General features: G+C 65.9%; 27 protein-coding genes. All 27 read right to left on the reverse strand.

All coding sequences use genetic code 11. The features are described from left to right. Nucleotides 1-282 precede the first annotated feature (282 nt). Nucleotides 283-1743 (reverse strand): NADH-quinone oxidoreductase subunit NuoN, encoded by a 1461-nt coding sequence (gene nuoN / locus ACR9Y6_RS07025; RefSeq protein WP_481280660.1) that lies wholly within the window; start codon nucleotides 1741-1743, stop codon nucleotides 283-285. A 13-nt stretch (nucleotides 1744-1756) separates the two neighbouring features. Further along, complete coding sequence (locus ACR9Y6_RS07030) at nucleotides 1757-3268, reverse strand: NADH-quinone oxidoreductase subunit M (protein WP_481280661.1); 1512 nt, start codon at nucleotides 3266-3268, stop codon at nucleotides 1757-1759. Nucleotides 3269-3282: 14 nt separating this feature from the next. After that, nucleotides 3283-5340 (reverse strand): NADH-quinone oxidoreductase subunit L, encoded by a 2058-nt coding sequence (nuoL, locus tag ACR9Y6_RS07035; RefSeq protein WP_481280662.1) that lies wholly within the window; start codon nucleotides 5338-5340, stop codon nucleotides 3283-3285. A 4-nt stretch (nucleotides 5341-5344) separates the two neighbouring features. Beyond that, nucleotides 5345-5650, reverse strand: a complete 306-nt coding sequence (nuoK, locus tag ACR9Y6_RS07040) for an NADH-quinone oxidoreductase subunit NuoK (RefSeq protein ID WP_036112219.1) — start codon at nucleotides 5648-5650, stop codon at nucleotides 5345-5347. Continuing rightward, nucleotides 5647-6300, reverse strand: a complete 654-nt coding sequence (locus ACR9Y6_RS07045; RefSeq protein WP_481280663.1) for an NADH-quinone oxidoreductase subunit J — start codon at nucleotides 6298-6300, stop codon at nucleotides 5647-5649. The genes nuoK and ACR9Y6_RS07045 overlap by 4 nt, the downstream gene beginning before the upstream one ends. A 20-nt stretch (nucleotides 6301-6320) precedes the next feature. Continuing rightward, nucleotides 6321-6812 carry an NADH-quinone oxidoreductase subunit NuoI gene (nuoI, locus tag ACR9Y6_RS07050; RefSeq protein ID WP_306847390.1) on the reverse strand — a complete coding sequence of 164 codons (492 nt, stop codon included), beginning with the start codon at nucleotides 6810-6812 and terminating at the stop codon, nucleotides 6321-6323. Between the two features lie 5 nt (nucleotides 6813-6817). Next, nucleotides 6818-7840 (reverse strand): NADH-quinone oxidoreductase subunit NuoH, encoded by a 1023-nt coding sequence (nuoH, locus tag ACR9Y6_RS07055; protein WP_371022988.1) that lies wholly within the window; start codon nucleotides 7838-7840, stop codon nucleotides 6818-6820. Between the two features lie 3 nt (nucleotides 7841-7843). Beyond that, nucleotides 7844-10156, reverse strand: a complete 2313-nt coding sequence (gene nuoG, locus ACR9Y6_RS07060; RefSeq protein ID WP_481280664.1) for an NADH-quinone oxidoreductase subunit NuoG — start codon at nucleotides 10154-10156, stop codon at nucleotides 7844-7846. Further along, a complete protein-coding gene (gene nuoF, locus ACR9Y6_RS07065) occupies nucleotides 10153-11496 on the reverse strand; it encodes an NADH-quinone oxidoreductase subunit NuoF (RefSeq protein WP_481280665.1) in 1344 nt (447 codons plus the stop codon). Before nuoF ends, nuoG begins: the two co-directional genes overlap by 4 nt. Nucleotides 11497-11506: 10 nt before the next feature. Continuing rightward, nucleotides 11507-12034 carry an NADH-quinone oxidoreductase subunit NuoE gene (nuoE, locus tag ACR9Y6_RS07070; RefSeq protein ID WP_306847394.1) on the reverse strand — a complete coding sequence of 176 codons (528 nt, stop codon included), beginning with the start codon at nucleotides 12032-12034 and terminating at the stop codon, nucleotides 11507-11509. 21 nt (nucleotides 12035-12055) lie between these two features. Beyond that, on the reverse strand, nucleotides 12056-13285 hold the full coding sequence (locus ACR9Y6_RS07075) for an NADH-quinone oxidoreductase subunit D (RefSeq protein ID WP_481282702.1): 1230 nt from the start codon (nucleotides 13283-13285) through the stop codon (nucleotides 12056-12058). A gap of 27 nt (nucleotides 13286-13312) precedes the next feature. Further along, on the reverse strand, nucleotides 13313-14041 hold the full coding sequence (locus ACR9Y6_RS07080; RefSeq protein ID WP_481280666.1) for an NADH-quinone oxidoreductase subunit C: 729 nt from the start codon (nucleotides 14039-14041) through the stop codon (nucleotides 13313-13315). 13 nt (nucleotides 14042-14054) lie between these two features. Then, nucleotides 14055-14609, reverse strand: a complete 555-nt coding sequence (locus ACR9Y6_RS07085) for a NuoB/complex I 20 kDa subunit family protein (protein WP_072321341.1) — start codon at nucleotides 14607-14609, stop codon at nucleotides 14055-14057. Beyond that, a complete protein-coding gene (locus tag ACR9Y6_RS07090) occupies nucleotides 14600-14956 on the reverse strand; it encodes an NADH-quinone oxidoreductase subunit A (protein WP_306847396.1) in 357 nt (118 codons plus the stop codon). The genes ACR9Y6_RS07085 and ACR9Y6_RS07090 overlap by 10 nt, the downstream gene beginning before the upstream one ends. A gap of 253 nt (nucleotides 14957-15209) precedes the next feature. Further along, entirely contained in the window at nucleotides 15210-15569 is a 360-nt protein-coding gene (locus ACR9Y6_RS07095; protein ID WP_306847397.1) for a PilZ domain-containing protein, read from the reverse strand. A gap of 34 nt (nucleotides 15570-15603) precedes the next feature. Beyond that, a complete protein-coding gene (locus ACR9Y6_RS07100; RefSeq protein ID WP_481280667.1) occupies nucleotides 15604-16566 on the reverse strand; it encodes a PIG-L deacetylase family protein in 963 nt (320 codons plus the stop codon). Between the two features lie 63 nt (nucleotides 16567-16629). Further along, a complete protein-coding gene (gene holB, locus ACR9Y6_RS07105) occupies nucleotides 16630-17565 on the reverse strand; it encodes a DNA polymerase III subunit delta' (protein ID WP_481280668.1) in 936 nt (311 codons plus the stop codon). After that, complete coding sequence (tmk, locus tag ACR9Y6_RS07110) at nucleotides 17562-18194, reverse strand: dTMP kinase (protein ID WP_481280669.1); 633 nt, start codon at nucleotides 18192-18194, stop codon at nucleotides 17562-17564. Before tmk ends, holB begins: the two co-directional genes overlap by 4 nt. An 8-nt stretch (nucleotides 18195-18202) precedes the next feature. Continuing rightward, nucleotides 18203-19231 carry an endolytic transglycosylase MltG gene (mltG, locus tag ACR9Y6_RS07115; protein WP_481280670.1) on the reverse strand — a complete coding sequence of 343 codons (1029 nt, stop codon included), beginning with the start codon at nucleotides 19229-19231 and terminating at the stop codon, nucleotides 18203-18205. Further along, the gene (pabC, locus tag ACR9Y6_RS07120; protein WP_481280671.1) at nucleotides 19228-20064 is read right to left on the reverse strand and encodes an aminodeoxychorismate lyase; all 837 of its coding nucleotides are present in this window, start codon (nucleotides 20062-20064) and stop codon (nucleotides 19228-19230) included. The genes mltG and pabC overlap by 4 nt, the downstream gene beginning before the upstream one ends. Further along, a complete protein-coding gene (locus tag ACR9Y6_RS07125; protein WP_481280672.1) occupies nucleotides 20061-21407 on the reverse strand; it encodes an aminodeoxychorismate synthase component I in 1347 nt (448 codons plus the stop codon). Before ACR9Y6_RS07125 ends, pabC begins: the two co-directional genes overlap by 4 nt. A gap of 4 nt (nucleotides 21408-21411) precedes the next feature. Next, a complete protein-coding gene (gene fabF / locus ACR9Y6_RS07130) occupies nucleotides 21412-22701 on the reverse strand; it encodes a beta-ketoacyl-ACP synthase II (RefSeq protein WP_481280673.1) in 1290 nt (429 codons plus the stop codon). Between the two features lie 149 nt (nucleotides 22702-22850). After that, the gene (acpP, locus tag ACR9Y6_RS07135) at nucleotides 22851-23090 is read right to left on the reverse strand and encodes an acyl carrier protein (RefSeq protein ID WP_481280674.1); all 240 of its coding nucleotides are present in this window, start codon (nucleotides 23088-23090) and stop codon (nucleotides 22851-22853) included. A 170-nt stretch (nucleotides 23091-23260) separates the two neighbouring features. Continuing rightward, the gene (fabG, locus tag ACR9Y6_RS07140; protein ID WP_481280675.1) at nucleotides 23261-24004 is read right to left on the reverse strand and encodes a 3-oxoacyl-ACP reductase FabG; all 744 of its coding nucleotides are present in this window, start codon (nucleotides 24002-24004) and stop codon (nucleotides 23261-23263) included. A gap of 28 nt (nucleotides 24005-24032) precedes the next feature. Next, complete coding sequence (gene fabD / locus ACR9Y6_RS07145) at nucleotides 24033-24983, reverse strand: ACP S-malonyltransferase (protein ID WP_481280676.1); 951 nt, start codon at nucleotides 24981-24983, stop codon at nucleotides 24033-24035. A gap of 307 nt (nucleotides 24984-25290) precedes the next feature. Beyond that, the gene (locus tag ACR9Y6_RS07150; protein WP_481282703.1) at nucleotides 25291-26259 is read right to left on the reverse strand and encodes a beta-ketoacyl-ACP synthase III; all 969 of its coding nucleotides are present in this window, start codon (nucleotides 26257-26259) and stop codon (nucleotides 25291-25293) included. A gap of 132 nt (nucleotides 26260-26391) precedes the next feature. After that, the gene (gene rpmF, locus ACR9Y6_RS07155) at nucleotides 26392-26586 is read right to left on the reverse strand and encodes a 50S ribosomal protein L32 (RefSeq protein WP_072321355.1); all 195 of its coding nucleotides are present in this window, start codon (nucleotides 26584-26586) and stop codon (nucleotides 26392-26394) included. Nucleotides 26587-26600 lie beyond the last annotated feature (14 nt).

The following is a 26600-nucleotide window of genomic DNA, read 5'->3' on the forward strand; positions in this document are numbered from 1 at the left end:
ATATGGATGTGGCCGGATTCTTGCAAGCCCTTTTCTTACGTTCGTGTGAAAAAGGTTCGTCGCGGCACCGAGACCGGTACCTGCAAAGCCGCGACAAAAAAGCTTCGGTGGGAGCCGACCTGGTCGACGATCCCGCGGCAGCGGGCCAGGTCAAGGCAAGCCCCCATCGCCGACAAGGTCGGCTCCCACAACAGCCTGCAAGGCAGCCCCCATGATCCGGCTCCCACAAACAAAAAGGGCGCCGGATCGCCGGCGCCCTTCGATCGTTCCCTGCCCTGCGGATCAGCCTGCGAAGGCCCGCTGGCACCACGCCAGCAGCGGTGCCCAGGTGAAGCCGAGGACCAGCAGCGCGAGCGCGTTGATCGACAGGACCCAGCGGGCCGGCGCGTCGGCCGTGGCGCGGACATCGGTGCCTTCGACCGGCTGGTCGAAATACATGACCTTCACCACGCGCAGGTAGTAGTACAGGCCGATGATCGCGAAGACCGCGCCGACCAGGGCGAGCCAGAGCATGCCCGCGTCGACGGCCGCCTTCAGCACCAGCAGCTTGCCGAAGAAGCCGAACAACGGCGGCACGCCGGCCAGCGAGAACATCACCAGCAGCATCAGGAAGGCGAACCACGGCGAGCGCTGGTTGAGGCCGCGCAGGTCGTCGATCTCTTCGCATTCGAAGCCCGAGCGCGACAGCACGAGGATCATGCCGAAGGCCGCGGCGCTGGTCAGCGCATAGCTCACCGCATAGAACATCGAGGCCGAATAACCCTCCGGACCGGCATTGACCAGGCCGAGCAGCAGGTAGCCCATGTGCGAGATAGTCGAGTAAGCCAGCAAACGCTTGAGGTTGGTCTGCACGATGGCGACGAGGTTGCCGATCGCCAGCGAAAGCACCGCCAGCACGGCGAGCATCAGCTGCCACTGCGAGGCCAGGCCGGTCGCGCCACCGGCGGCATCGCCCATGCCGGTGGACAGCAGGCGATACGCCATGCCGAACGCGGCCAGCTTCTGCGCGGAACCGATGAACACGGTCACCGCCGTCGGCGAGCCCTGGTACACGTCCGGGATCCACATGTGGAACGGCGCGGCGCCGAGCTTGAAGCCGATGCCCACGATCATGAAGACCAGGCCGAACAGCAGCAGGGTCTTCCACTCCGTGCCGACGATGGCCGCGTGGATCGTGTGCAGGTCGAGGCTGTGCGTGGCGCCATAGACCATCGACATGCCATACAGCAGCATGCCCGAGGCCAGTGCGCCCAGGACGAAGTACTTGATCGCCGCTTCCGAGGAAAGCTGCGAATCGCGGTTCAACGCCACCAGCGCGTACGACGACAGCGTCAGCAGTTCGAGGCCGAGATAGACCGTGACCAGGCTACCGGCGGACACCAGGAACATGATGCCGACGGTGGCGAAGATCGTCAGCGTGTAGAACTCGCCGAACGGAATCGCCCTTTCCTTCAGATAAGGACGGGCGTAGACGAAGATCACCGCGGTGATCAGCAGCGAGAAGAGCTTGAGGACCTCGGCCACGCCGTCGCGGACGAACATGCCGCTGAAAGCCGTGACCGGCGCCGCGGGCTGGCCGCTGACGACGAGATAGGCGCCGATCAGCAGGACCAGGATGGAAAGCCAATGGACCGCGCCCTTCTGGCCCGGCTTGAGGTACGCGTCCAGAAGGAGCAGCACGCAAGCCGCGACCACGAGGTAGACCTCGGGAAGCAGGATCAGGATGTCGTTGATACTCGGCATGGATAGTTCCCGCTCAGACTTTGGTGATGGCCAGTTGCTCGACGATACGAGCGACCGAGGCATCCATCAGGTGGACCAGCGGCTCAGGCCAGATGCCGAGGATCAGCACACCGGCGGCGAACGCGCTCAGCATGAAGATCTCGCGACCGTTGACGTCCGTCAGTTCCGCGACGTGCTTGTTCGTGACATCGCCCCAGAGCACGCGCTTGACCATCCACAGCGTGTACGCGGCGCCGATGATCAGGGTGAACGCGGCGAACAGCGCGATCCACGGGTTGGCGCTGAACGAGGCCAGGATGACCATGAACTCGCCGACGAAACCACTGGTTCCCGGCAGGCCGCTGTTGGCCATGGCGAACAACACGTAGAACGGGGCGAAGATCGGCATCACGTTGATGACGCCGCCGTAGTCCTTGATCTGGCGCGTGTGCATGCGGTCGTAGAGCACGCCGATGCAGCTGAACATCGCGCCGGAGATGAAGCCGTGCGAGATCATCTGCACCATCGCACCCTGCATGCCCAGGCGCGCGGCTTCAGGATTGTTCGTCTCGCGAACCAGCAGGAAGGCGATGAAGATACCCAGGGTGACGAAGCCCATGTGCGCGATGGACGAGTACGCCACCAGCTTCTTCATGTCCTGCTGGACCAGCGCCACGTAGCCGATATAGCAGACCGCGATGAGGCTGAGCACGATGACCAGCCAGGCGAAGTGATGCGAGGCGTCGGGCGTGATCGGCAGGCTGAAACGGAGGAAACCGTAGCCACCGATCTTCAGCATCACCGCCGCCAGCACCACCGAACCGCCGGTGGGCGCTTCCACGTGGGCATCCGGCAGCCAGGTATGCACCGGCACCATCGGCACCTTGATCGCGAAGCCCAGCAGGAAGGCGAAGAACAGCCAGCTCTGCTCGGTCATCGTCAGGTGGACGTTGGCCATGTCGGCGATGGCGAAGCTGCCACCGGTCTTGTGGTACAGGTAGATCAGGCCGATCAACATGAAGATCGAGCCGAAGAACGTGTAGATGAAGAACTTCAGCGTGGCGTAGACGCGGCGCGGACCACCCCAGATACCGATGAGGACGAACATCGGGATCAGCATGGCCTCGAAGAACACGTAGAACAGCAACGCGTCCGTGGCGCAGAACACGCCGATCATCATGCCTTCGAGGATCAGCATCGCCGCCATGTACTGGTGCGGCTTGTTCTGGATGATCTCCCACGCACCCACGATCACGAGGATCTGGACGAAGGTGGTGAGGATGATCAGGGCGACGGAGATGCCGTCGACCGCCAGCGAGTAGTTGATGCCCAGCGACGGGATCCAGCTCATCGATTCGCCGAGCTGGAGGGTACCCGTGGAGGCGTCGTAGGCAGGCAGGAGGGCCAGGCTGGCGGCGAAGGTGGCAACCGCGACCAGCAGCGAGATCCAGCGGGCGAGGCCTGGGCGACCGGCGCCGGCCAGCAGCACCGGGATGGCGCCGACGACCGGGAGCCAGATCAACAGGCTGAGCAAGTGATTCGACATAGAGCTCGTTTCCCTTATTGCCCGATCAGCCAGTACCCGCCGAGGAGCAGGATAAGACCGAGGATCATGGCGAACGCGTAGTGGAAGAGGAATCCGGATTGCAGGCGGCGGGTGCCGCTGGCGATGCGCTGCACGAGGCCGGCCGAGCCGTTCACGATGGCACCGTCGATGATGGCGGCGTCGCCCACCTTCGACAGGCCTTCACCCAGCTTCACGCCACCCTTCGCGAACACCGCGAAGTAGAGTTCATCGATCCAGTACTTGTGGTTGAGCAGCTCGTACACCGGCTTCAGCGCGCTCTTCGCCTTGTCGGCGACGGACGGGTTGAACAGGTAGACGTACGTGGCGACGGCGAAGCCCGCGAAGGCCAGCCAGAACGGCGCGGCGGTGAAGCCGTGGATCGCCATGTTCAGCGCGCCATGGAATTCATGCGCGAGTTCGCCGAGGACATTGTTCGCCTCGTTCACGTGGATGGCCTTGCCGAACCAGTCGCCGAACAGCATCGGGCCGACGGTGAAGAAGCCGATCAGGATCGAGGGGATGGCCAGCAGCACCAGCGGCACGGTGACGACCCACGGCGACTCGTGCGGCGCGTGTTCCAGGATGCCCGGTTCGTGGTGCGGGTCTTCCTTGTGCGTATCGCCATGCGCGTCGTCGTGCGAGGCGTGCGCATCGTGATGGGCGTGACCATGCGCCACCGTGAAGCGCTCCTTGCCGTGGAAGGTCATGTAGAGCAGGCGGAAGCTGTACAGCGAGGTGACGAACACGCCGGCGAGCACGCAGAAGTACGCGTAGCCCGCGCCCCAGCGATGCGACTCGCCCACGGCCTCGATGATGGCGTCCTTCGAGTAGAAGCCCGAGAAGAACGGCGTACCGGCGAGGGCCAGCGAACCGATCCACATCGTGATCCAGGTGACCGGCATGTACTTGCGCAGGCCACCCATGTAGCGCATGTCCTGCTCGTGGTGCATGCCGATGATGACCGAGCCCGCACCGAGGAACAGCAGCGCCTTGAAGAAAGCGTGGGTCATCAGGTGGAACACGGCGCCGCTATACGCGGACACGCCCAGCGCGACGGTCATGTAGCCCAGCTGCGAGAGCGTCGAGTACGCGATCACGCGCTTGATGTCGTTCTGCACGATGCCGATCAGGCCGGTGAACAGCGCCGTGGTCGAGCCGATCACCAGGATGAACGACAGCGCGGCGTCGGTCAGCTCGAACAGCGGCGACATGCGGGCGACCATGAAGATACCCGCGGTCACCATCGTGGCCGCGTGGATCAGCGCCGAGATCGGCGTGGGGCCTTCCATCGAATCCGGCAGCCACACGTGCAGCGGCACCTGGGCGGACTTGCCCATCGCGCCGATGAACAACAGGATGCCGATCACGGTCGCGGCGTCCCACGCATGGTTCTGCGTGATCTGCAGGGTCTTGCCGACCAGTTCCGGAGCGTGGTCGAAGGCCGTCTGGTAGTCCAGCGTGCCCATGAAGTACAGGATCGCCGAGATGCCGAGCAGGAAACCGAAGTCGCCCACGCGGTTGACCAGGAAGGCCTTGAGGTTGGCGAAGATCGCCGTCGGGCGCTTGTACCAGAAGCCGATCAGCAGGTACGAAACCAGGCCCACCGCTTCCCAGCCGAAGAACAGCTGCATGAAGTTGTTGCTCATGACGAGCATCAACATCGAGAAGGTGAACAGGGAGATGTAGCTGAAGAAGCGCTGGTAGCCCGGGTCGTCCGCCATGTAGCCGATGGTGTACAGGTGCACCAGCAGCGAGACGAAGGTCACGACCACCATCATCATGGCGGTGAGACGGTCGACCATGAAGCCCACGGAGGCGTGGTACTGGCCGATCTGGAACCAGGTGTAGATGTCCTGGTTGAAGTTCTGCGCACCGCCCCAGACCAGCTGGTACAGCACATGGAACGACAGGCCGCAGGCGATCGCCACGCCGAGCAGCGTGGCGGTATGCGCCCCTGCCCGGCCGATCACCTTGCCGAACAGGCCGGCCAGGATCGAACCCACCAGCGGCGCGAGGGCGATCGTCAGCAGGATTGAAAGCGAGAGACTCATCGGATCAACCCTTCATGCTGTCGATTTCGGCGACATTGATCGTGCTGCGGTTACGGAACAGCAGGACCAGGATCGCCAGGCCGATGGCGGATTCCGCCGCGGCCACGGTGAGGATGAAGAACACGAACACCTGGCCGCCCACGTCGCCGAAGAAGCGCGAGAAGGCCACGAAGTTGGTGTTCACCGCCAGGAGCATCAACTCGATCGCCATGAGCAGCACGATCACGTTCTTGCGGTTGATGAACAAGCCGGCGACGGCGATACAGAAGAGGATCGCGCCGAGGACGATGTAATGGGAAAGCGTGATCACGGAGTGTTCTCCTGCGGCGGCACGACGACCGGGGCCGGGCTGACGGAAGCCATCTGCTCGCTGGCCACCTTGACCACGCGGACGCGGTCGACGGCGTTGACGGCAACCTGTTGCGCGGCGGACTGATGGCGTACACCGGCACGCTGGCGCAAGGTCAGGGCCACGGCGGCGACGATACCCACGGTGAGGATCAGCGCGGCGATCTCGAACGGCAGCAGGAACTCGGTGTACAGGGCCTGGCCCAGCCACGCGACGTTCGACTCACCGGCCGGGTTGGGACCCAGCGTATGGGCGTGCATGGCCTTGACGCCGATCATCGCCAGCATTTCGACCAGCATGACCAGGGCCACGACGATGCCCACCGGCAGGTAGCGGATGAAGCCCTCGCGGACCTGCTCCTGCTTGATGTCGAGCATCATGACGACGAAGAGGAACAGCACCATCACCGCGCCGACGTAGACCACGACGAGGGCGATGGCGAGGAATTCCGCTTCGGCCAGCAGCCAGACGCAGGCCATGCTGAAGAAGGTCAGCACCAGCGAGAGCACGGCGTGAACCGAGTTCTTCACGCTGATGACCATCAGTGCGCCGACGACGGACACGGCACCGAAGAGGTAGAAACAGATGAGTTGGAGCAGATCGTTATTCATCGCATAGGTCTCTTCGGCGCTCAGCGGTAAGCCGCGTCCTGAGCGCGGGCGGCAGCGATGTCCTGCTCGAAACGGTCGCCGATGGCCAGCAGCTGGCCCTTGGTCACCACGTTCTCGCCACGATGCTCGAAGTGGTACTCGTGCACGTGCGTCTCGACGATCGAATCCACCGGGCAACTCTCTTCGCAGAAACCGCAGAAGATGCACTTGAACAGGTCGATGTCGTAGCGCGTGGTGCGGCGCTGGCCGTCTTCCGCGCGCGGGGCCGAATCGATCGTGATCGCCAGCGCCGGGCACACCGCCTCGCACAGCTTGCACGCGATGCAGCGCTCTTCACCGTTGGCGTAACGGCGCAAGGCGTGCAGGCCACGGAAGCGGTTCGACTTGGGGATGTGCTCCATCGGGTAGCGCATCGTGTACTTCGGCTTGAACATGTAGCGCATGGTCAGCGCCATGCCCTGGAACAGTTCGATGAGCAGCAGGCTCTTGAAATAGTGGGTAACGCGGGTCATGGCTTTCAGGCTCCCGTGCCGATGTGGACCCAGCCGAAATACTTCATGCAGCCGGCGACAAGGACCCAGACGATGGTGATGGGGATGAAGACCTTCCAGCCGAGGCGCATGATCTGGTCATAGCGATAGCGCGGGAAGCTGGCGCGGAACCACAGGAACAGGAAGGCGAAGATGAAGGCCTTGATGAACAGCCAGTGGAAGCCGCCGTGGCCGACCACGCCCCACGACTCGGGGAACGGCGACAGCCAGCCGCCCATGAACAGGATCGAGGTGAGGAAGCTCACCAGGATCATGTTGGCGTATTCGGCCAGGAAGAAGATGGCGAACGCGGAACCGGAGTACTCGACGTGGAAGCCCGCGACGATTTCCGATTCGCCTTCCGCGACGTCGAACGGCGCGCGGTTGGTTTCGGCCACGCCCGAGACGAAGTAGATGACGAACACCGGCAGCAGCGGCAACCAGTACCAGTCGAAGAAGTTGCCCGACTGCCCGTTGACGATCGCCGTGAGGTTGAGGCTGCCGGTCAGCACCAGCACGCAGACGATGGACATGCCCATCGCCAGTTCGTACGAGATGACCTGAGCCGCCGCGCGCATGGCGCCGAGCATCGCGTAGCGCGAGTTCGACGACCAGCCGGCGAGGATGATGCCGTACACGCCCATCGAGGTCATCGCGAGCAGGTACAGCACGCCGGCGTTGACGTTGGCGAGCACGGTCTCCGGGCCGAACGGCACCACCGCCCAGGCCGCCAGCGCGGGCACCAGGGCCAGCATCGGTGCCAGGTAGTAGAGGAACTTGTTCGCGTTGGTCGGAAGGATCACTTCCTTGATGAGGAGCTTGACCACGTCCGCGAAGGCCTGCAGCAGGCCGAGGGGGCCGACCTTGTTCGGCCCCATGCGCACGTGCATCCAACCGATGACCTTGCGTTCCCAGTAGACGAACATCGCCACCGCGATAATCAGCGGCAGGACGATCGCCACGATGAACAGCACGGGCATCAACAGGTGGTCCCAGAGTTGCTGACCCATGGTTTATGCCTTGCTCAAAGTGATGGCCGCGCCGTACGGAGGCAGCATGGCGGTTTCGGAATGCGCGGCTTCGATCCAGGCGGCGCCCGCGGGCACCGCGGCATCGATCGCCACCGGCAGCACGGTATCGCCGATGCGGGCGTTGCCGCCCTCGGCGAGGCCCAGCTTGCCGGCGTCGTCCGCATTGATGCGGATGGCGGCCGGGCGGTTCAGCGGATGCGCGTTCAGGGCACCCGCACGTCGCAGCACGGCGTCCACGCGGTAGATCGGCGTCGTGGCCAGGCGCGAGAAGGTCACGCCCGAGGTGCGCGGCGCGAGCTGGTGACGGACCTCCGAAGCACGCTCCGTGAGTCCGTCGCGAAGGCCGGCCAGGTCCTCGAATTCGAAGCCCGGCAGACCGAGCAAGCCGCCGAGGGCGCGCAACACCTTCCAACCCGGACGGGCGTCGCCCGGCGCCTTGGCACCGGCGAGCATGGTCTGGGTGTTGCCTTCCACGTTGACCAGGCTCGCGTCGATCTCCGGCGTGAGGCTGATCGGCAGGATGACGTCCGCCGAATCCTTCAGCGCATCGCTGGCGTAGGCAGCGAAGGCCACCACGGTCTGCGCCGAATGCATCGCCTGCAAGGCGAGCGCACCGTCGGCGAAATCGTGCGGCGGCTCGACGTTGTAGAGCACGTAGCCCTTGCGCGGCTGGGCAAGCATCGCACGCGCATCGAGACCACCGGCGGTCGGCAGCACGCCGACCGAGGACAGGCCGATCGCGTTGGCGGCGAGCGGGATCTCGTTGAACGCGGCACCCGCGGCCTGCGCGATGAAACGGGCGATCGCGCGCAGCCAGGAAGCTTCCGGATGCGTCGCGGCGGCATGGCCGAGGATCACCACGGCGTCGCTGGACAGCGCCTTGAACGCGTCGCGATGCGCGTCGGTGGTTTCCACGCCGTTCAGTGCCGGCGCGATCGCCTCCGGCACGCCGGCGCCACCTTCGCTGGCGGCCTTGGCCAGGACCAGCAATTCGTTCACCAGCGCGTGCGGCGCGGCGACGGACTCGCCGGCCAGCGGATAGTTGAAGTTGAAGTGGGCCGGATTGACGGCGTACACCTTGGCGCCCTTCTTCACCGCCTGGCGGATGCGGTGATTGAGCAGCGGCACTTCGTGGCGCAGGTCCGAACCGACGAGCAGCGCGGCCTTCACCTTCTCGAACGAGGCGATGGACGAGGCGAACGGCTTGGCGAAGGCGTTGTCGGCGAAGTCGAGCTGACGCAGGCGATGGTCGACATGGGCACTGCCCAGGCCACGGGCGAGGCGGACGAGCAGCTCGCCTTCCTCGTTCGAGGTGGCGCCGTGCACGAGCACGCCGAGGTCGGAACCGGCGACGCTCTTCAGCGATTCGCGGGCGACGGAAAGCGCGTCGTCCCACGTCGTGGCGGACCACTGGCCGTTGCGCTTGACCATGGGCGACTTCACGCGGTCCGCGGCGTACAGGCCCTGGTGGCTGTAGCGGTCACGGTCGGAGAGCCAGCACTCGTTGATCGTCTCGTTGTCGCGCGGCACGTTGCGCAGCACTTCACCGCGGCGCGTGTGCATCCACAGGTTCGAGCCCAGCGCATCGTGATAACCGATGGACGGGCGCGCGATCAGTTCCCAGGCGCGCGCCTGGAACTGGAACGGCTTGTTGGTCAGCGCGCCGACCGGGCAGACGTCGATGATGTTGCCCGACAGTTCGCTCTCGATCGTCTTACCGATATAGGTGCCGATTTCCAGGTTCTCGCCACGGCTCATGCCGCCGAGTTCGTACGTGCCGGCGATCTCGCTGGTGAAGCGGACGCAGCGCGTGCACTGGATGCAGCGGGTCATCTCGGTGGCGATCAGCGGGCCGAGGTTCTCGTCGGCCACGGTGCGCTTGCGCTCGTTGAAGCGCGACACCGAACGGCCGTAGCCGAGCGAGACATCCTGCAGTTCGCACTCGCCGCCCTGGTCGCAGATCGGGCAGTCGAGCGGATGGTTGATGAGCAGGAACTCCATCACGTTGCGCTGCGACTTGAGCGCCTTGTCCGAACGCGTGAAGACCTTCATGCCCTCGCCCACCGGCGTGGCGCAGGCCGGCGCCGGCTTCGGCATCTTCTCGATTTCCACCAGGCACATGCGGCAGTTGGCGGCGATCGCGAGCTTGCGGTGATAGCAGAAGCGCGGGATGGGGATACCGACGGCGTCGGCCGCCTGGATGATCATCGACCCCTTGGCTACCTGCACCGGAACGCCGTCGATCTCGATGTTGACGAGGTCCGGCGCGGCATTGGCTACGGGCTGCGCACTCATGCAGCGACTCCAGTGGTGACCGTGTCAGCCGGACCGTCGACGATCGAACGGCCATGCTCCACGTAGTATTCGAATTCGTGCCAGAAGTGATACAGGAAACCCTGTACCGGCCACGCGGCGGCTTCGCCGAAGGCGCAGATGGTGTGCCCTTCGATCTGGCCGGCGACGGCCTTCAGGCGATGCAGGTCGTCCTGCGTGCCCTTGCCTTCGACGATGCGCGTCAGCACGCGGTACATCCAGCCCGTGCCTTCGCGGCACGGCGTGCACTGGCCGCACGATTCGGCCTTGTAGAAGCGCGCGATGCGGTGGCAGGCGCGGACCATGCAGGTGGTCTCGTCCATCACGATCACGGCACCCGAACCCAGGCCCGACCCCGCCTTCTGCAGCGAGTCGTAGTCCATGGTGCATTCCATGATCTTCTCGGCCGGCAGCACCTTCATCGAGGAACCGCCGGGGATGCACGCCTTGAGCTTCTTGCCGCCGCGGATACCGCCGGCCATCTGCAGCAGTTCGGAGAACGGCGTGCCGAGCCTGATCTCGAAGTTGCCCGGGTTGGCCACGTGGCCGGATACCGAGAAGATCTTCGGACCGCCGTTGTTCGGCTTGCCGATGTTGAGGAACCACTCCGCGCCATTGCGCAGGATCGCCGGCACCGAAGCGTAGGTCTCGGTGTTGTTGATCGTGGTCGGACGGCCGTACAGGCCGAAACCGGCCGGGAACGGCGGCTTGAAGCGCGGCTGGCCCTTCTTGCCTTCCAGCGATTCCATCAGCGCGGTCTCTTCGCCGCAGATGTAGGCACCGGCGCCGAGGGCGTTGTAGATGTCCACGTCGATGCCCGAGCCGGCGATGTCCTTGCCGAGCAGGCCCGCCGCGTAGGCTTCCTTCAACGCCTCTTCGATGTGCTCGAACGGCTCGTGATGGAATTCGCCACGCAGGTAGTTGTAGGCGACGGTGGAACCCGTGCAGTAGCAGGCGATGGCCAGGCCTTCGATGACGGCATGCGGGTTGAAGCGCAGGATGTCACGGTCCTTGCAGGTGCCCGGCTCCGATTCGTCCGAGTTGCACAGGATGTATTTCTGGCCCGGTGCCGTGCGCGGCATGAACGACCATTTCAGGCCCGTGGGGAAGCCGGCGCCGCCGCGACCGCGCAACGCGCTCTTCTTGATCTCTTCGATCAGCGCGGCCGGATCGGGCTTCTCGGCCAGGATCTTGCGCCACGCCTTGTAACCGTCGACCTTCTCGTAGCTATCGAGGGCCCAGGGCTTTTCGAAATGCAGGGTCGTGTAGACGACCTGGTGTTCCTGCGGTGCGGGTCCGACCGGACCAGTGCTGCTAGCCATTGCCCTTACCTCACTTCAGACCGTCGAGAATGGCGTCGACCGATTCGGTCGTCAGCTTCTCGTGGTAGTGACCGTTGACGACCATCATCGGGGCGCCGGCGCATGCGGCCAGGCATTCCTCTTCCTGCTTGAGATAGATACGGCCGTCGGCCGTGCTCTCGCCGGTCTTGATGCCGAGCTTCTTTTCGCAATGGCGAACGAGGCCTTCGGCACCGTTCAACCAGCAGGAGATGTTGGTGCAGATGGCGACGTTGTTGCGGCCGACGGGCGAGGTCTCGAACATCGAGTAGAAGCTCGCCACTTCGTAGGCCCAGATCGCCGGTAGGTCGAGGTATTTCGCGACCGCGGTGATCAGTTCGTCCGTGAGGTAACCCTGGTTCTGTTCCTGCGCGCCCATCAGCGACTGGATCAGCGCCGAACGCTTGCGGTCCGGCGGGAACTTCGACACCCAATGATCGATATGGGCGCGGGTGTGATCGTTGAGCACGACGAGAGGATCGACGTCCTTCACCTGCTCGAAATGACCGGTGGCTTTCATGATTCAGTTCACTCCGTCGACTTAGCGGTCGACTTCGCCGAAGACGAGATCGTAGGTGCCGATCATCGCGACGACGTCGGCGAGCATGTGGCCCCTCACGATCGCGTCCATGGAAGACAGGTGCGCGAAGCCCGGCGCGCGCAGGTGCACGCGGAAAGGCTTGTTCGCACCGTCGGACACGAGGTAGCAGCCGAATTCACCCTTGGGTGCCTCGACCGCGGCATAGGTCTCACCCGCCGGCACGCCATAGCCCTCGGTGAAGAGCTTGAAGTGGTGGATGAGCGCTTCCATGTCGCTTTTCATTTCTTCACGACTGGGCGGCGCGACCTTGTAGTTCTGCGTCATCACCGGGCCCGGGTTGGCCTTCAACCAGGCCACGCACTGCTTGATGATGTTGTTCGACTGGCGCATTTCCTCGACGCGGACCAGGTAGCGGTCGTAGCAATCGCCGTTGACGCCCACCGGGATGTCGAAATCCATGTCGGCGTAGGCCGCATACGGCTGCTTCTTGCGCAGGTCCCAGGCGATACCCGAGCCACGCAGCATCGCACCGGTCATGCCCCAGGCCTGGGCCTTCTCGGGTGGAATGACGCCGATGCCGACCGTGCGCTGCTTCCAGATGCGGTTGTTGGTCAGCAGCGCCTCGTATTCGTCGACGCGGGCCGGGAAGTCGTTGGTGAACTCGGTGAGGTAGTCGAGCATCGAGCCTTCGCGCCAGGCGTTCAGGCGCTTCAGGTCGCTGCCCTTGTGCCAGGGCGACTCGCGGTACTTCGACATCTGTTCGGGCAGGTCGCGGTAGACGCCACCGGGACGGTAGTACGTGGCGTGCATCCGCGCGCCCGACACCGCCTCGTAGACGTCCATCAGTTCCTCGCGTTCACGGAACGCGTAGAGGAACACGGCCATGGCGCCGAGATCGAGCGCGTTGGAACCGACCCACATCAGGTGGTTCAGGATGCGCGTGATCTCGTCGAACATCGTGCGGATGTACTGCGCGCGGACCGGCGCCTCGATACCCAGCAGGTTCTCGATGGCACGCACGTAGGCGTGCTCGTTGCACATCATCGACACGTAGTCGAGGCGATCCATGTAGCCGATCGACTGGTTGAACGGCTTGGATTCGGCCAGCTTCTCGGTGCCACGGTGCAGCAGGCCGATGTGCGGATCGGCACGGACGATCGTCTCGCCGTCCATCTCCAGCACCAGGCGCAACACGCCATGCGCAGCGGGATGCTGCGGGCCGAAGTTCATCGTGTAATTGCGAATTTCTTCCACGGCTTAGTTCTCCCGCCAGTGATCGGCGGATTCCGCCCTGGCCTGATCGAGGTCGGCGTCGTTGCGGATCGTGCGCGGCACCAGCACGCGCGGTTCGATCGAGACCGGTTCGTAGACGACGCGTTTCTGCTCGGGGTCGTAGCGGACCTCGACGTTGCCGATCAGCGGGAAATCCTTGCGGAACGGATGGCCCACGAAACCGTAGTCGGTGAGGATGCGGCGAAGATCGGGGTGACCGTCGAAGATGATGCCGAACAGGTCGAACGCCTCGCGCTCGAACCAGTCCGCACCCGGCCACACCGGCGTGATCGAAGGCACGACGGGAAAGGCATCGTCTTCGCAGAACGCGCGCAGGCGGATGCGCTGGTTGAGTTCGATCGACAGCAGGTGGATGACGGCGGCGTACCGGCGCGGCAGCTCGACGGCACGCGGACGTTCGGCCCAGGTGAAGCGGCCGGCCGACTGTCCTTCCACGCCGCGCGAGAAGCTCTCGCCCTGCGCGGTGTCGGTATCCCATTCGGTCTGGCCGTAGCTGAGGTAATCGATCCCGCAGACGTCGATGACGGTGGTGAAACGGAATCCGGCCTCGTCGCGCAGCGCCGTGGCGACGGAAATGAGGTCGCGCGGGGCCACCTCGGCGGTGACCTCGTTGCGCTCGACCTTGACCACCAGCATGTCGCCGAAGCGCGCGGCTAGCCGTTCGACCAGCGAGGTCTCGTTAGTAACGCTCATGTGCGATGCCCTGTTAACGCGCGATCGTGTGGGTGCGGCGGATCTTCTTCTGCAACTGCAGGATGCCGTGGATCAGCGCTTCGGCCGTCGGCGGGCAACCCGGCACGTAGATATCGACCGGAACGATGCGATCGCAGCCACGCACGACCGAATAGGAATAGTGGTAGTAACCACCGCCATTGGCGCAGGAGCCCATCGAGATGACCCACTTCGGGTCGGGCATCTGGTCGTAGACCTTGCGCAGCGCCGGGGCCATCTTGTTGACCAGCGTGCCGGCGACGATCATCACGTCGGACTGGCGCGGGCTGGGACGGAAGATGACGCCGTAACGGTCGAGGTCGAGGCGCGCGGCACCCGCGTGCATCATCTCGACGGCGCAGCAGGCCAGGCCGAAGGTCATCGGCCACATCGAGCCGGTGCGCGCCCAGTTCATCAGAGCGTCGATGCTGGTGACGCCGAAACCACGGTTCACGACCGGCGCGTCGCCGTTCGGACGGAGGATGTCGTCGACGAGGTTCAGCGGTTCCGGGTTGTGCATCACCCGGTCGATGCTGGTCATCACTCCCATTCGAGCGCTCCCTTCTTCCAGACGTAAGCGAAACCGACCACGAGCAGCGCGAGGAACAGCGCCATCTCGATCAGCGCGATGGCGCCGATCTTGTCGAACACCACCGCCCACGGAAACAGGAAGGCGATTTCGAGGTCGAAAATGATGAAGAGGATGGCGATGAGGTAATAGCGCACGTCGAACTTCATGCGCGCATCCTCGAAGGCCTCGAAGCCGCACTCGTACGGCGACAGCTTCTCCGATTCCGGACGGCGCGGCCCGGCAAGCATGCCGACCACCAGAAGGACGCTGCCAAGGCCGATGGCGACGGCGATGAACAACAGGACGGGCCAATATTGGGCAAGCACGATGCTGCGTACCTCCGCGCCTCGCTGGGCGCATCAGTGACCGTCGACGGGGACGAGCGGTCCGGCTAGTGTCGCCGGAGCTTTTTTCGAATCGATCCAAACGGACCGACCCGTGCCGGCGCGGCGGGCGCGCCAACGACTCCGGATATCCACAATCTCACGTTGGGGAACCGATCTATTGTACCAGTGCGTGCAGGTATTCCGACAAGCCTTAATGAGGGAAAAACTGCATCGCGATGGTGCAATCGCAGGGTCACATCGTCTGGGTAGGACGTTCGGAGGCAAGGGTTCCGGCCAGCAGTCCCTCGATGCGCTGTCGCGCGGCCTCGCTTTCGGGCGATTCGTTGAACTGGATGCCCACGCCGGCCGTGCGGTTGCCCTGCGCGCCCACCGGCGTGATCCAGACGACCCGGCCGGCGACCGACAGGCGCTCGTTCTCGTCGATGAGGGTCACCAGCAGGGCCACTTCGTCGCCCAGGCTGTAGCGCTGGGCGGTGGGCGCGAACAGGCCGCCCGTCTTCAGATAGGGCATGTACGAGATGTACAGGGAATTCACGTCCTTGATCTTCAGGGAAAGAATGCCCTGTCGCGGCGAGGAGCTGGTGGCGGTCATGGCGTGGAATCCCCTTGGCTGAGCGGCATCCTAGCTAGGCGGCGGGCCGGGCCACAAGCCCGAACGGCTCCGGATCGGGACCCGTCCACCCGTAGCGGTCGTAGATCCAGGGAGTGGAAAGGTCGGCGGTGAGCTTGAGGAAGGCCGGTCCGGGGGCGTCGCGCAACGGCAACACCCAGCCGTTACCTGCCCGTTCGAGCGGGGCCTTGCGCCAGGGCCATGTCGCCACGCCCTGCCCGTCCGCCAGCACCAGGCGCAAGCGGGTACGCGCCAGGGGACCGGGACGCCACGGCAAGCGTAGCAAGCCGCTGCCGGGCGCGGGCGGTGGCCGGTCGAACCGTTCGGGGCGCGAGGCCACGGCGAGCATCCGTTTGCGGCTCAAGGCCATCTGGGTGGCGTGTTCCAGCACGGCCTCGATCTTGGTCGCCTGCCGCTCCGGGTCCACATCCGGCACCAGCAGGTCTTCCGGCGCGGACCGCTCCGTGCCATGCACCATGTAGGTGAGCACATCGGCCCGCGACCCTGCCGCCGCCAGGGCCAGGCGTGCGAGCACGTGGGCCGAACCATGATCGGGGTGGGTATCGCCCAGGTCGGGAATGACGACCAGACTGGGCCGCGTCCGCTCCACCACGCGGCGAATGACACCGACGGCCGCGGCATGACGCGACCGCAATTCCTCGGTCACCCGCATGTCGTGCCAGCCCAGCGCGTGCAGGTGGTCGGGACCGACGCCGAGCCGGGCCAGCGCCGCGGCTACCTCACCCCGGCGCCGGGCGCCCCAGCGGGCGCGACCGCTGGCATCGATGACCAGGCGCCGTTCGATCCACCGCTGCGGCCACGGGTTGTCGTCGCCATCGGTCAGCAACAGCACATCGGCGCGGCCACCCGCGGCCAGCGTACGCTGGATCAGCATGCCGGCGGCCAGGGATTCGTCGTCGGGATGCGGAGCGACCACCAGGAGGCGGGTGCTGCCGTCGATGACCGGATGGCGCGACACGTGACTCTCCTTACGGTTCGAAAACGTCGGTCCGATTAGGACCGAACGCGCGATAAAAGCGCGTCAACGCCACGCCGCGAGTAATTCGATGAGGATGAGGTCGGCCCGCAGCGGACCGCGCAAGGCGTCGCGCGCGCGGTTGGCCTTGCCGTACCACCCGTCGAGCGCCTCGTCATCGAGCTGGCTGTCCAGCGGCGTGGCCCTCCCGGACGCGCGTGCGCGCAGTTCGTCGGTAGCCGCCTGGGCGGCGAACCAGAGATAGCGCGAGGGATCGGCCGCCTGCCAGCGCTTGACGACCTCCATGGCATCGCCCCGCCCCGCGGCGAGCGCCTTGAGGTCGTGGCGGACCTCGCCGCGCTGTTTCAAGGCGCCATCGGTGGCCCAGGCACGGGCCATGCCCGGGTTGCCACCGGCCGCCTCCAGCGCGGCGGGGGCGTCCTGTACGCCTTCGGCGCGCAGCCAGCCGAGGGCGGCCTCGCGCGAGGGCACCAGGAAATCGATCCGCTGGCAGCGGCTGCGGATCGTCGCCGGCAGGCGCGCCGGTTCGTCGGCCACGAGGGCGAGCAAGGTCGAGGGCGTGGGTTCTTCCAGCGTCTTCAGCAACGCATTGGCCGCCGCCGCGTTCATCGCATCGGCGGGATCGATCGTGACGACCTGCCAGCCGCCGAACTGGCTCGCCATGGACAGGCGCTGGGACAGGTCGCGGATCTGGTCGACCACGATCTCGCTGCGGGTGACGCCGTCCTTGCGCAGGCCGAACGACAGGGTGACGAGGTCGGGATGGGTACCGGCCGCGAGCAGCTGGCAGCTGCGGCAGGTGCCGCAGGCTACGCCGGCGGCAGGGTGCTGGCAGAGCAACCCGTTGACGAAGGCGGCGAGGAAATCGCGCTTGCCCAGGCCGGCCGGACCGGCAAGCAACAACGCGTGCGGCAGGGCGTCACGTTCGCGCCGCGCCTGCAAGCGCGCCCATGCATCGGCGAGCCAGGGACGGGCCGTCACGAAGCGGCCTTCGCGAAGAGTCCGGCGACGCCGGCGATGGCCTGGTCGAGCACGTCGCCGGGCGCCGCGCTGGCGTCCAGCACGCGGAAGCGTGCCGGATCGGCGGATGCACGCTCGCGATACGCCTCACGCACGCGTTCGAAGAAGGCATCGCCTTCCACCTCGATCCGGTCCGCATCGCCACGGCCCGCGGCGCGCGCCCGGCCCGTGCTCACCGGCAGGTCGAGCAGCAGGGTCATGTCGGGCTTGAGGCCACGGGCGGCCCAGCGTTCCAGTTCGGCGATGCGCTCGACCGGCTGGCCACGTCCACCGCCCTGGTACGCGTAGCTCGCATCCGTGAAGCGGTCGCACAGCACCCAGCGGCCCGCGGCCAGTGCCGGATCGATCACCTGGCGCACCAGTTGGGCGCGCGACGCGAACATGAGCAGCAGCTCGGATTCGGCGCAGAGTTCGTTGTTGGCGGCATCCAGCACCACGCCGCGCACCGCCTCGCCGACGACCGTGCCACCGGGTTCGCGGGTGACCACGAGATCGACACCGCGCTCGCGGAGGTGCGCTTCGAGGCCGCGCAGCAAGGTGCTCTTGCCGGCGCCTTCGCCACCTTCGAGGGTAATCAGCCGGCCGCGCATGGGAGAGGTCACTGGCATCGCTTCAATTGGTAACAGGCCACGGCCCGGTTGTGTTCTTCGAGGGTCGACGAGAAGACGTGGCTGCCGTCGCCGCGAGCGACGAAGTACAACTCCTTGCCCTCGGCGGGATGCAGCGCCGCCTGGATCGCCGCACGCCCCGGCAGGGCGATCGGCGTGGGCGGCAGCCCCACCCGCGTATACGTATTGTAAGGGGTGTCGGTGGTGAGGTCGCTCTTGTGGATGTTTCCCGCATAACCGGCACCCATCCCATAGATCACGGTCGGGTCGGTCTGCAGCAGGATGCGCTGTTGCAGGCGGCGGACGAACACGCCGGCGATGCGCGGGCGCTCGTCCGCCCTGCCCGTCTCCTTCTCGACGATCGAGGCGAGGATCAGGGCCTCGTAGGGCGAGGCCAGGGGCAGGCCCTGCGCCCGGCCCGGCCATGCCGCGTCCAGTGTCTTCGTCATCGCCGCGTACGCGCGCTTGAGGATGCTCGAATCCGTATCGCCCTTGACGTAGGCGTAGGTCTCCGGGAGGAAACGGCCTTCCGGATTGTCACCCTCGGCACCCAGCAGTTTCATGATGGCCGCATCGTCCATGCTCGCGGTGTCGTGGGTGAGCGTGCCCACCGAGGCGAGCGCCCGGCGCAGGTCGGCGAAGGTCCAGCCGTCGACGATGGTGAAGTTGCGCTGCATCACCTTGCCGCTGGCCATGTCGCCGATGAGGTCGCGCGGCGTCATGCCGGGTCGCAAGGCGTACTCGCCCGCATGCAGCCGGCCGGACGCATGCATCTGCATCGCAAGCAATCGCCAGTACAGCGGCGAAGCCCGGCTGGCCTTGCGATTGCGCAGGTCGCGCACGATGTCCTTGAACGACGCCCCGCGCGCCACGTCGATGCTCTGCCCGGCCGCGGGAACCGCCAGCGGGGTACGGGCGAAGCGCGCCCAGTCGAACCAAAGCCAGGAACCCGTGGCGATGATGGCGATCAGCACCGCCAGCAGGATGACTCGCCAGAGGGCGAGGCCGCGCAATTTCATCGATCGGATTCCTTCGAACCGGTGGGCAACGGCAGGCCGATGTCGCGCCAATGCGCCTGCAAGGCGCGGGTGACGGGACCGGGCTGCCACGAACGGGTCGCGAAAACCCGAATCGGGAGAATGCCGCGAACGGCGGAGGTGAGGAAGACCTCGTCGGCCTCGACGAGTCGAGCGGGGTTCATCCGCGCCTGCGCCACGTCGCGCACGGCCAGGATTTCCGCGCGGGCCACGCCCGCCACGCCACAGGAATCGACCGGCGGGGTGACCAGCCGGCCGTCGAAGACGGCGAACAGGTTGGTGGCCGTCGCGCAGACGACGCCGCCTTCCATGTCGAGCATCAGCCCCTCGCCTATCGCAGGATCATCCCACTCCGCGCGCGCCAGCACCTGTTCGAGCCGGTTGAGATGCTTCATGCCGGCTAGCGCTGGCTGGGCCGCCAAGCGCGTATCGCACAAGCGAACGATCATGCCATCGTCATAGGCCGGCGCCTGCAAGGCAAGCGGCGCGACCGTCACCACGAGCGTCGGGCGAGGCGAAGCGGGTGGCGCGTAGCCACGCACGCCTTCGCCGCGCGAAAGGGTTATCCGGGCGACACCATCGGCGAGATCGCGGGAGAGCCGCATCGCTTCGGCAAGGACCGCATCCATGTCCGGCAACGGTATGCGCAACCGGGCGCAGCCCTGGCGAAGACGCGCCTCGTGGCGCGGCCACAAGGGAATCCGCCCGCCCACGATGCGCAGCGTTTCGAACAGCCCATCGCCGTAGGTGAAGCCACGATCGGTGACGGAAACATGGTCGGCGTCGATGAAATCGACGGAAGTGCGCGTGCTCATGCCGCGCCGAACACGCGCAGCAGGCCGCGCGCCTTGGCCCGGGTCTCGTCGAGTTCCTTCTCGGGCACCGAATCGACGACGATGCCCGCACCGGCGCGCAACGATACCTGCGCGCCCTCGACGGCCAGCGTGCGGATCAGGATGTTCAGGTCCATGTCGCCGTTGTCATCGACATAACCGAGCGCGCCGGTGTACGCACCGCGAGGCTCCTGTTCGATCGCGCCGATGATCTCCATGCAACGCACCTTGGGACATCCCGTGATCGTGCCGCCCGGAAAAGTCGCGGCGATCACCTGTCCCGGCGTCACGCCCGTGCGTGCCCGGCCGCGCACGTTCGACACGATGTGGTGCACGTGCGCATAGCTTTCCACCACCATGAGTTCATCGACCTTCACGCTGCCCGGCACGCAGACGCGCCCGAGGTCGTTGCGTTCGAGATCGATCAGCATCACGTGTTCGGCGCGCTCCTTCGGATGGGCGGTGAGCTCGCGGATGCGCTGCGCATCGTCGTCACCGGCCAGGCGCGGACGCGTACCGGCGATGGGGCGCGTCTGCAGGATGCCGTCACGCGATTCCACCAGGCGCTCCGGCGAGGAACTGACGATGGCCCATCCCGGCTGCTGCAAGAGGCCGGCGAACGGCGCGGGATTGGCTCGTCGCAACGCCTGCATCAAATGGGCCGGCGCCGGTGGCTCGTCGAACGTGGCCGTCCAGCGGCGCGAAAGGTTCACCTGGAAGACGTCGCCTGCCCGCAGGTGCTCGTGCACGCGATGCACGCCGTCGAGGAACCGCGAGGGATCGTCTTCCTCCACGCTCCGTGGCGCCGGCAGCGGCACGTCGGAAAGCGTGCCTTCCACGTCGGCGGCGAGCACATCCAGCCAGTCTTCCGCACCTTCTTCGGCAAGCAGGATCGTGCGCTGCTCCACGTGGTCGACGATGACGGCCGCGGGAACGCGTAGCGCGAACGCGACGGGAGCGGCGCCATGGGTGGGTGGGAGATGCAGGCTCGGCTCGATCTGGCCGGCCAGTTCATAACCGAGGTAGACCACCCATCCGCCATGGAACGGAAGCCCGTCGTCGACGCGCGGTTTGCGCTGCGCGGCGCAGGCAGCGTCGAATGCATCGAGGAAATCGCCGGGCACGATGGCACCCTGCGCGTCACGGGTAACCCCGTCGGTGGACAAGGTCAGTGACGCATCGCCCGCCGCGAAGAGGATGTCGAAGCGCGACTGCGGCGTACCGGTCACCGCACTGGCCAGCAATGCGACGTAGCGCTCCGGATATGACGCGGCCGGCGCGAGCAGATCGCGCCGGCCGGCCAGGGTTCGCGTGACGAAAGCCAACGCGTCAGACGCGACGGAAAACGAGCGTGCCGTTGGTGCCGCCAAAGCCGAACGAATTCGACATGACCACCTCGATGTCCGCCTTCTCCGCCTTGTTCGGCACGAGGTCCATGCCCAGCGCCGCGACTTCCGGGTCCACGTCGACGAGGTTCATCGTGGGCGGCATGATGCCCTCGCGCAGGGCCTGGATGGAGAAGATCGCTTCCACGCCGCCCGCGGCACCGAGCAGGTGACCGGTGACCGACTTGGTGGAACTGACCGCGAACTTGCCCTTCTTCGTGGCGTGCTCGCCGAACACGTTGCGGATGGCCTTGGCTTCGCCCAGGTCGCCCACGGGCGTGGACGTGCCGTGCGCGTTGACGTACTGCACTTCGGACGGCTGAATGCCCGCATCGTGCAGCGCGTTGCGCATCGCCAGCTCGGCGCCGTCGCCACTGGGCGCGGTGATGTGGTAAGCGTCGCCGCTCATGCCGAAACCGATGAGTTCGGCGAGGATGTTCGCGCCACGCGCCTTGGCGAACTCGTATTCCTCGAGCATCAACATGCCCGCGCCGTTGGACAGCAGGAAACCGTCACGGCCGACATCCCACGGACGGCTGGCATGCGCCGGATCGTCGTTGCGCGTTGACATCGCCTTGGCCGAGCAGAAACCGGCCATGGCCGTGGGCGTGGTGGCGAACTCGGCGCCGCCCGCGAGCATCGCATCGGCATCGCCGTACTGGATCAGGCGCATCGCCATGCCGATGTTGTGCGCGGCCGTGGTGCACGCCGACACCAACGCGATGTTCGGGCCCTTCATGCCGTGGTAGATCGACAGGTTGCCGGCCACCATGTTGATGATCGAACTCGGCACATAGAACGGCGATACCTTGCGCGGGCCCTTTTCCGCCAGTTCGAGGGCCGTGCCCTCGATGGTGTGCAGGCCACCGATGCCGGCACCCGCGGCCACGCCGATGCGGCCGGCGTTCTCGTCGGTCACGACGAGGCCCGACTGGCGGAACGCATGCGTGCCGGCGACGATGCCGTAGTGGATGAACGGGTCCATCCGCTTGAAGTCCTTCGCGATGGCGCGCCGTTCGTCGTCCGGGGCGTCGGTGCCGGCGAAGTACGCGTCGACGGCATCGAAACCTTCGACCTCACCCGCGATGCGGGTGGTGTAGGCGCTGGCGTCGAACGCGGTCACAGGGCCGATGCCGCTGTTGCCTTCGACGACATTTTTCCAGGCGGTGGCGACATCGTTGCCGACCGGCGAGACGATGCCCATACCGGTCACTACCACACGTCGTTTACTCATGCGTTTCATCCTTCACTGTGTTCCGCGCAAACCATACGCGGGCGCAGGTTGCGTTAGACGCAAACGAAAACTGCGCCATGAGGCGCAGCTTCCGTGTCGCTCGGAGATCGACGGGAGGCGGCGCCTCCGATCGACAGCCAGTCGCTCGATCAGGCCTTGACGTGGGCCTTGACGTAATCGACCGCCTGCTGGACCGTCGTGATCTTTTCGGCTTCTTCGTCCGGGATCTCGCATTCGAACTCTTCTTCGAGAGCCATCACGAGCTCAACGGTATCGAGCGAATCGGCGCCCAGATCGTCCACGAACGAAGCGTTCGGGCTGACATCCTCTTCCTTAACGCCCAGCTGTTCAACGACGATCTTCTTGACGCGCTCTTCGATGGTGCTCATGTTGCCTTTACCTCCCGAGGGAAAAATCCGGCGGCATTGTAGTGGCTAAGGACAGAACCCGCCAACACACCGCCGTCACGTGGGTGACGCCCGGTTTTTCTTAGCCGGGCGCGAAATGACGATTGTCTCTCAAAAACGGGCCGGTGGCGACTGCCGCCGGCCCTGGCCCATCAGGGCATGTACATGCCACCGTTGACGTGCAACGTCTCGCCGGTGATGTACTTGGCCGCCGGAGAGGCCAGGAAGGCCACCGCCTCGGCGATATCGCCGGCTTCGCCCAGGTGGCCCAGGGCGATGCCCGAAAGCAACGCGGTGCGCTGTTCTTCCGGCAGGGCGCGGGTCATGTCGGTGTCGATGAAGCCAGGTGCCACCACGTTCACGGTGATTCCGCGGGAACCGATCTCACGGGCCAGCGATTTCGAGAACGCGATGATGCCGGCCTTGGCGGCCGCGTAGTTCGCCTGCCCCGGGTTGCCGGTGACGCCGACCACCGAGGCGATGCTGATGATCCGGCCCTTGCGCGCCTTCATCATCCCGCGCATCACCGCTTTCGACGTGCGGAACACCGAGGTGAGGTTGGTTTCGATGATGGCGTTCCAGTCATCTTCCTTCATGCGCATGAGGAGCTGGTCGCGCGTGATGCCGGCGTTGTTCACCAGGATCGAGATGGCGCCGGTTTCCTTGCCGATGCCGTCGATGAGCGATTCGATCGCCCCGGCATCGGTCACGTCGAGCACACGGCCATGGCCGCCGTGCGCGGCGAGGCGTTCGTCGATGGCCTTGGCACCGGCTTCGCTGGTGGCGGTGCCGAACACGGTGGCGCCGAGCGAGGCGAGGCGATCGGCGATCGCCGCGCCGATACCGCGGCTGGCGCCGGTGACGAGGGCGATTTCACCCTTCAGGGATGAGCTCATGGGGATGTCCTGTGGTACTTGAATGGGATCAGGCGGACGCGGGGGACAGCGCCGCTTCGAGGTCGGCCGGGGTGCCGATGGCCTTGCCGTCGATCGACTTGTCGATGCGCTTGATGAGGCCGGAAAGGACCTTACCCGGGCCGCATTCCATCGTCTGGACGATTCCTGCGGCGGCCAGCGCCTGCACGCACTCGGTCCAACGCACAGGCAGGTAGAGCTGACGCATCAGCGCGCCGCGGATGTCCTCCAGGGACGCATGCACCCGTGCATCGGCGTTCTGGACCACCGGGATCGAAGGCATGCGCCACTCCAGCGCGTTCATCGCCTCCCCGAGCTTATCGGCCGCATCGCGCATGAGCATGCAATGCGAGGGCACGGACACGGCCAGCTTCACGGCCTTCTTCACGCCCAGCTCGGCCAGGCGGGCGAGCGCGCGGTCCACCGCCTCGGCGTGGCCGGCGATCACCAGCTGTCCGGGGGAGTTGTAGTTGGCCGGGGCGACGACCTGGCCCTGGGCGACTTCCTCGCACACCTGGGCGATCTGCGCGTCGTCACCGCCGAGGATGGCCGCCATGGCACCCACGCCGGCCGGCACCGCGGCCTGCATCAGGCGGCCACGCTGGGCGACCAGGCCGGCCGCATCCTCCAGCGAGAGCGCACCGGCGACCACCAGGGCGCTGTACTCGCCCAGGCTGTGGCCGGACAGGTAGGCCGGCACCGGCCCGCCCAGCTTCCGCCATACGCGCCAGACGGCGACGCTGGCGGCCAACAGGGCCGGCTGCGTGTTCTCCGTGCTGTTGAGGGTGTCCTCGGGGCCGTTCTGGCTGATATCCCAAAGATCGATGCCGGCGCCAGCCGAGGCTTCCTCGAAGGTGGCGCGGACTTCCCCGTGATTCGCGGCCAGGTCGGCGAGCATGCCGACGGACTGCGAACCCTGACCGGGGAAAACGAAGGCGAGCGATGCGCTGGATGAGTTCATGCGAAGCGATTCCGGTACTTCAAACCGCGCATGGTGCCAGCAACCCATGGGCCAATGCACCATTCGCGGGCGTGTGGAGGATGCCTGCCCGGGGCGGCGAGGGCCGCTTTGGCGAGGCCGCTTTGGGGCGCAGGGGCGCCAGGGTGAGGGTGGGAGCCGCTTCAGCGGCGATCTCGTGACAACGGGCAAGGTCGAGGCAAGCACCCATCGCCGACAAGGTCGGCTCCCACCAGAGCCTCCACAACCGCAAGCCCTGGTAGGACTGCAAGTCCTGGTGGGAGCCGACCCTGTCGGCGATTCCGGCAGCCTAGTAGCGCAGCAGCGCAGAGGCCCAGGTGAAGCCGCCGCCGAAGGCTTCCAGCAGCAGGTTCTGGCCACGCTGGACCTTGCCCGAGCGCACCGCGTAATCGAGCGCGAGCGGCACGGAGCCCGAGGACGTGTTGGCGTGCTTGTCCACCGTGACGATGACCCGGTCCATCGACATGTTCAGGCGCTTGGCCGTCGCCTCGATGATGCGCAGGTTCGCCTGGTGCGGGATCAGCCAGTCGATCTCGTCTTCCTTCATCCCGGCGTCCTCGAGGGTCTCGCCCACCAGGGAATCCAGCGTCTTCACCGCGACCTTGAAGACCTCGCGCCCGAGCATGTTGATGCGCACGCCGTGGTTGGGGGCGTCGGTGAACCCGGCGGACACACCGACCGGATTGAACAGCAGGTGCTTGAATCCGCCGTCGGCGCGCATGCGGGTAGTGAAGATGCCCGGCTCGTCCGAAGCCTCCAGCACCACGGCACCGGCACCGTCGCCGAACAGGACGCAGGTCTCGCGCTCGGTCCAGTCGACCATGCGGGTGAGCGTTTCGGCACCGATCACCAGGGCCTTCTTCGACTGGCCACTGCGCATGAAGGCATTGGCCACGCCCAGGGCGTACACGAAGCCCGAGCACGCCGCGTTGACGTCGAACGCCGCGCAACCGTTGGCGCCCAACCGGTGCTGCACGAGGCAGGCGGTGGACGGGAAGATGATGTCGGGCGTGGTGGTGCCGAGCACGATGAGGTCGATCTCGGACGCCTTGACCCCCGCCGCCTCGAGCGCGCGCTGCGCGGCGAGGAAGGCGAGATCGCCAGTGGTTTCACCATCCGCCGCGATGTGACGCTCGGTGATGCCGGTGCGCGTGCGGATCCACTCGTCGCTCGTATCGACGATCTTTTCGAGGTCGGCATTGGTCAGCACTTTCTCGGGAAGCGCGCTGCCGGTACCGATGATGCGGGCGTATTTCAGAACCGTATCCCCAAGTGAGGGAGGATTCGCCCGGAGCGATGTCTGCCCCGGGGCCGGAAAGCTGGATGCCACAAATGCAAAACGGCGCGTTACCGCGCCGCCTGCGTTGTGATCTTCCCCAAGGTAGGGAGATCAGTCCTCGACTTCAACCGCGCCGCGGGTGTCGATGACCTTCTTGCCGCGGTAGAAGCCATCCTTGGTCACGTGGTGACGCAGGTGGACTTCGCCGCTCGTCGGATCGGTCGACAGCTGCACGGTCTTCAGCGCATCGTGCGAACGACGCATGCCGCGGGTGGACGGGGTCTTGCGGCTTTTGGCAACGGCCATGACAAATCTCCAGC

The sequence above is a fragment of the Luteibacter sp. TLI7-4A genome (assembly GCF_056754745.1).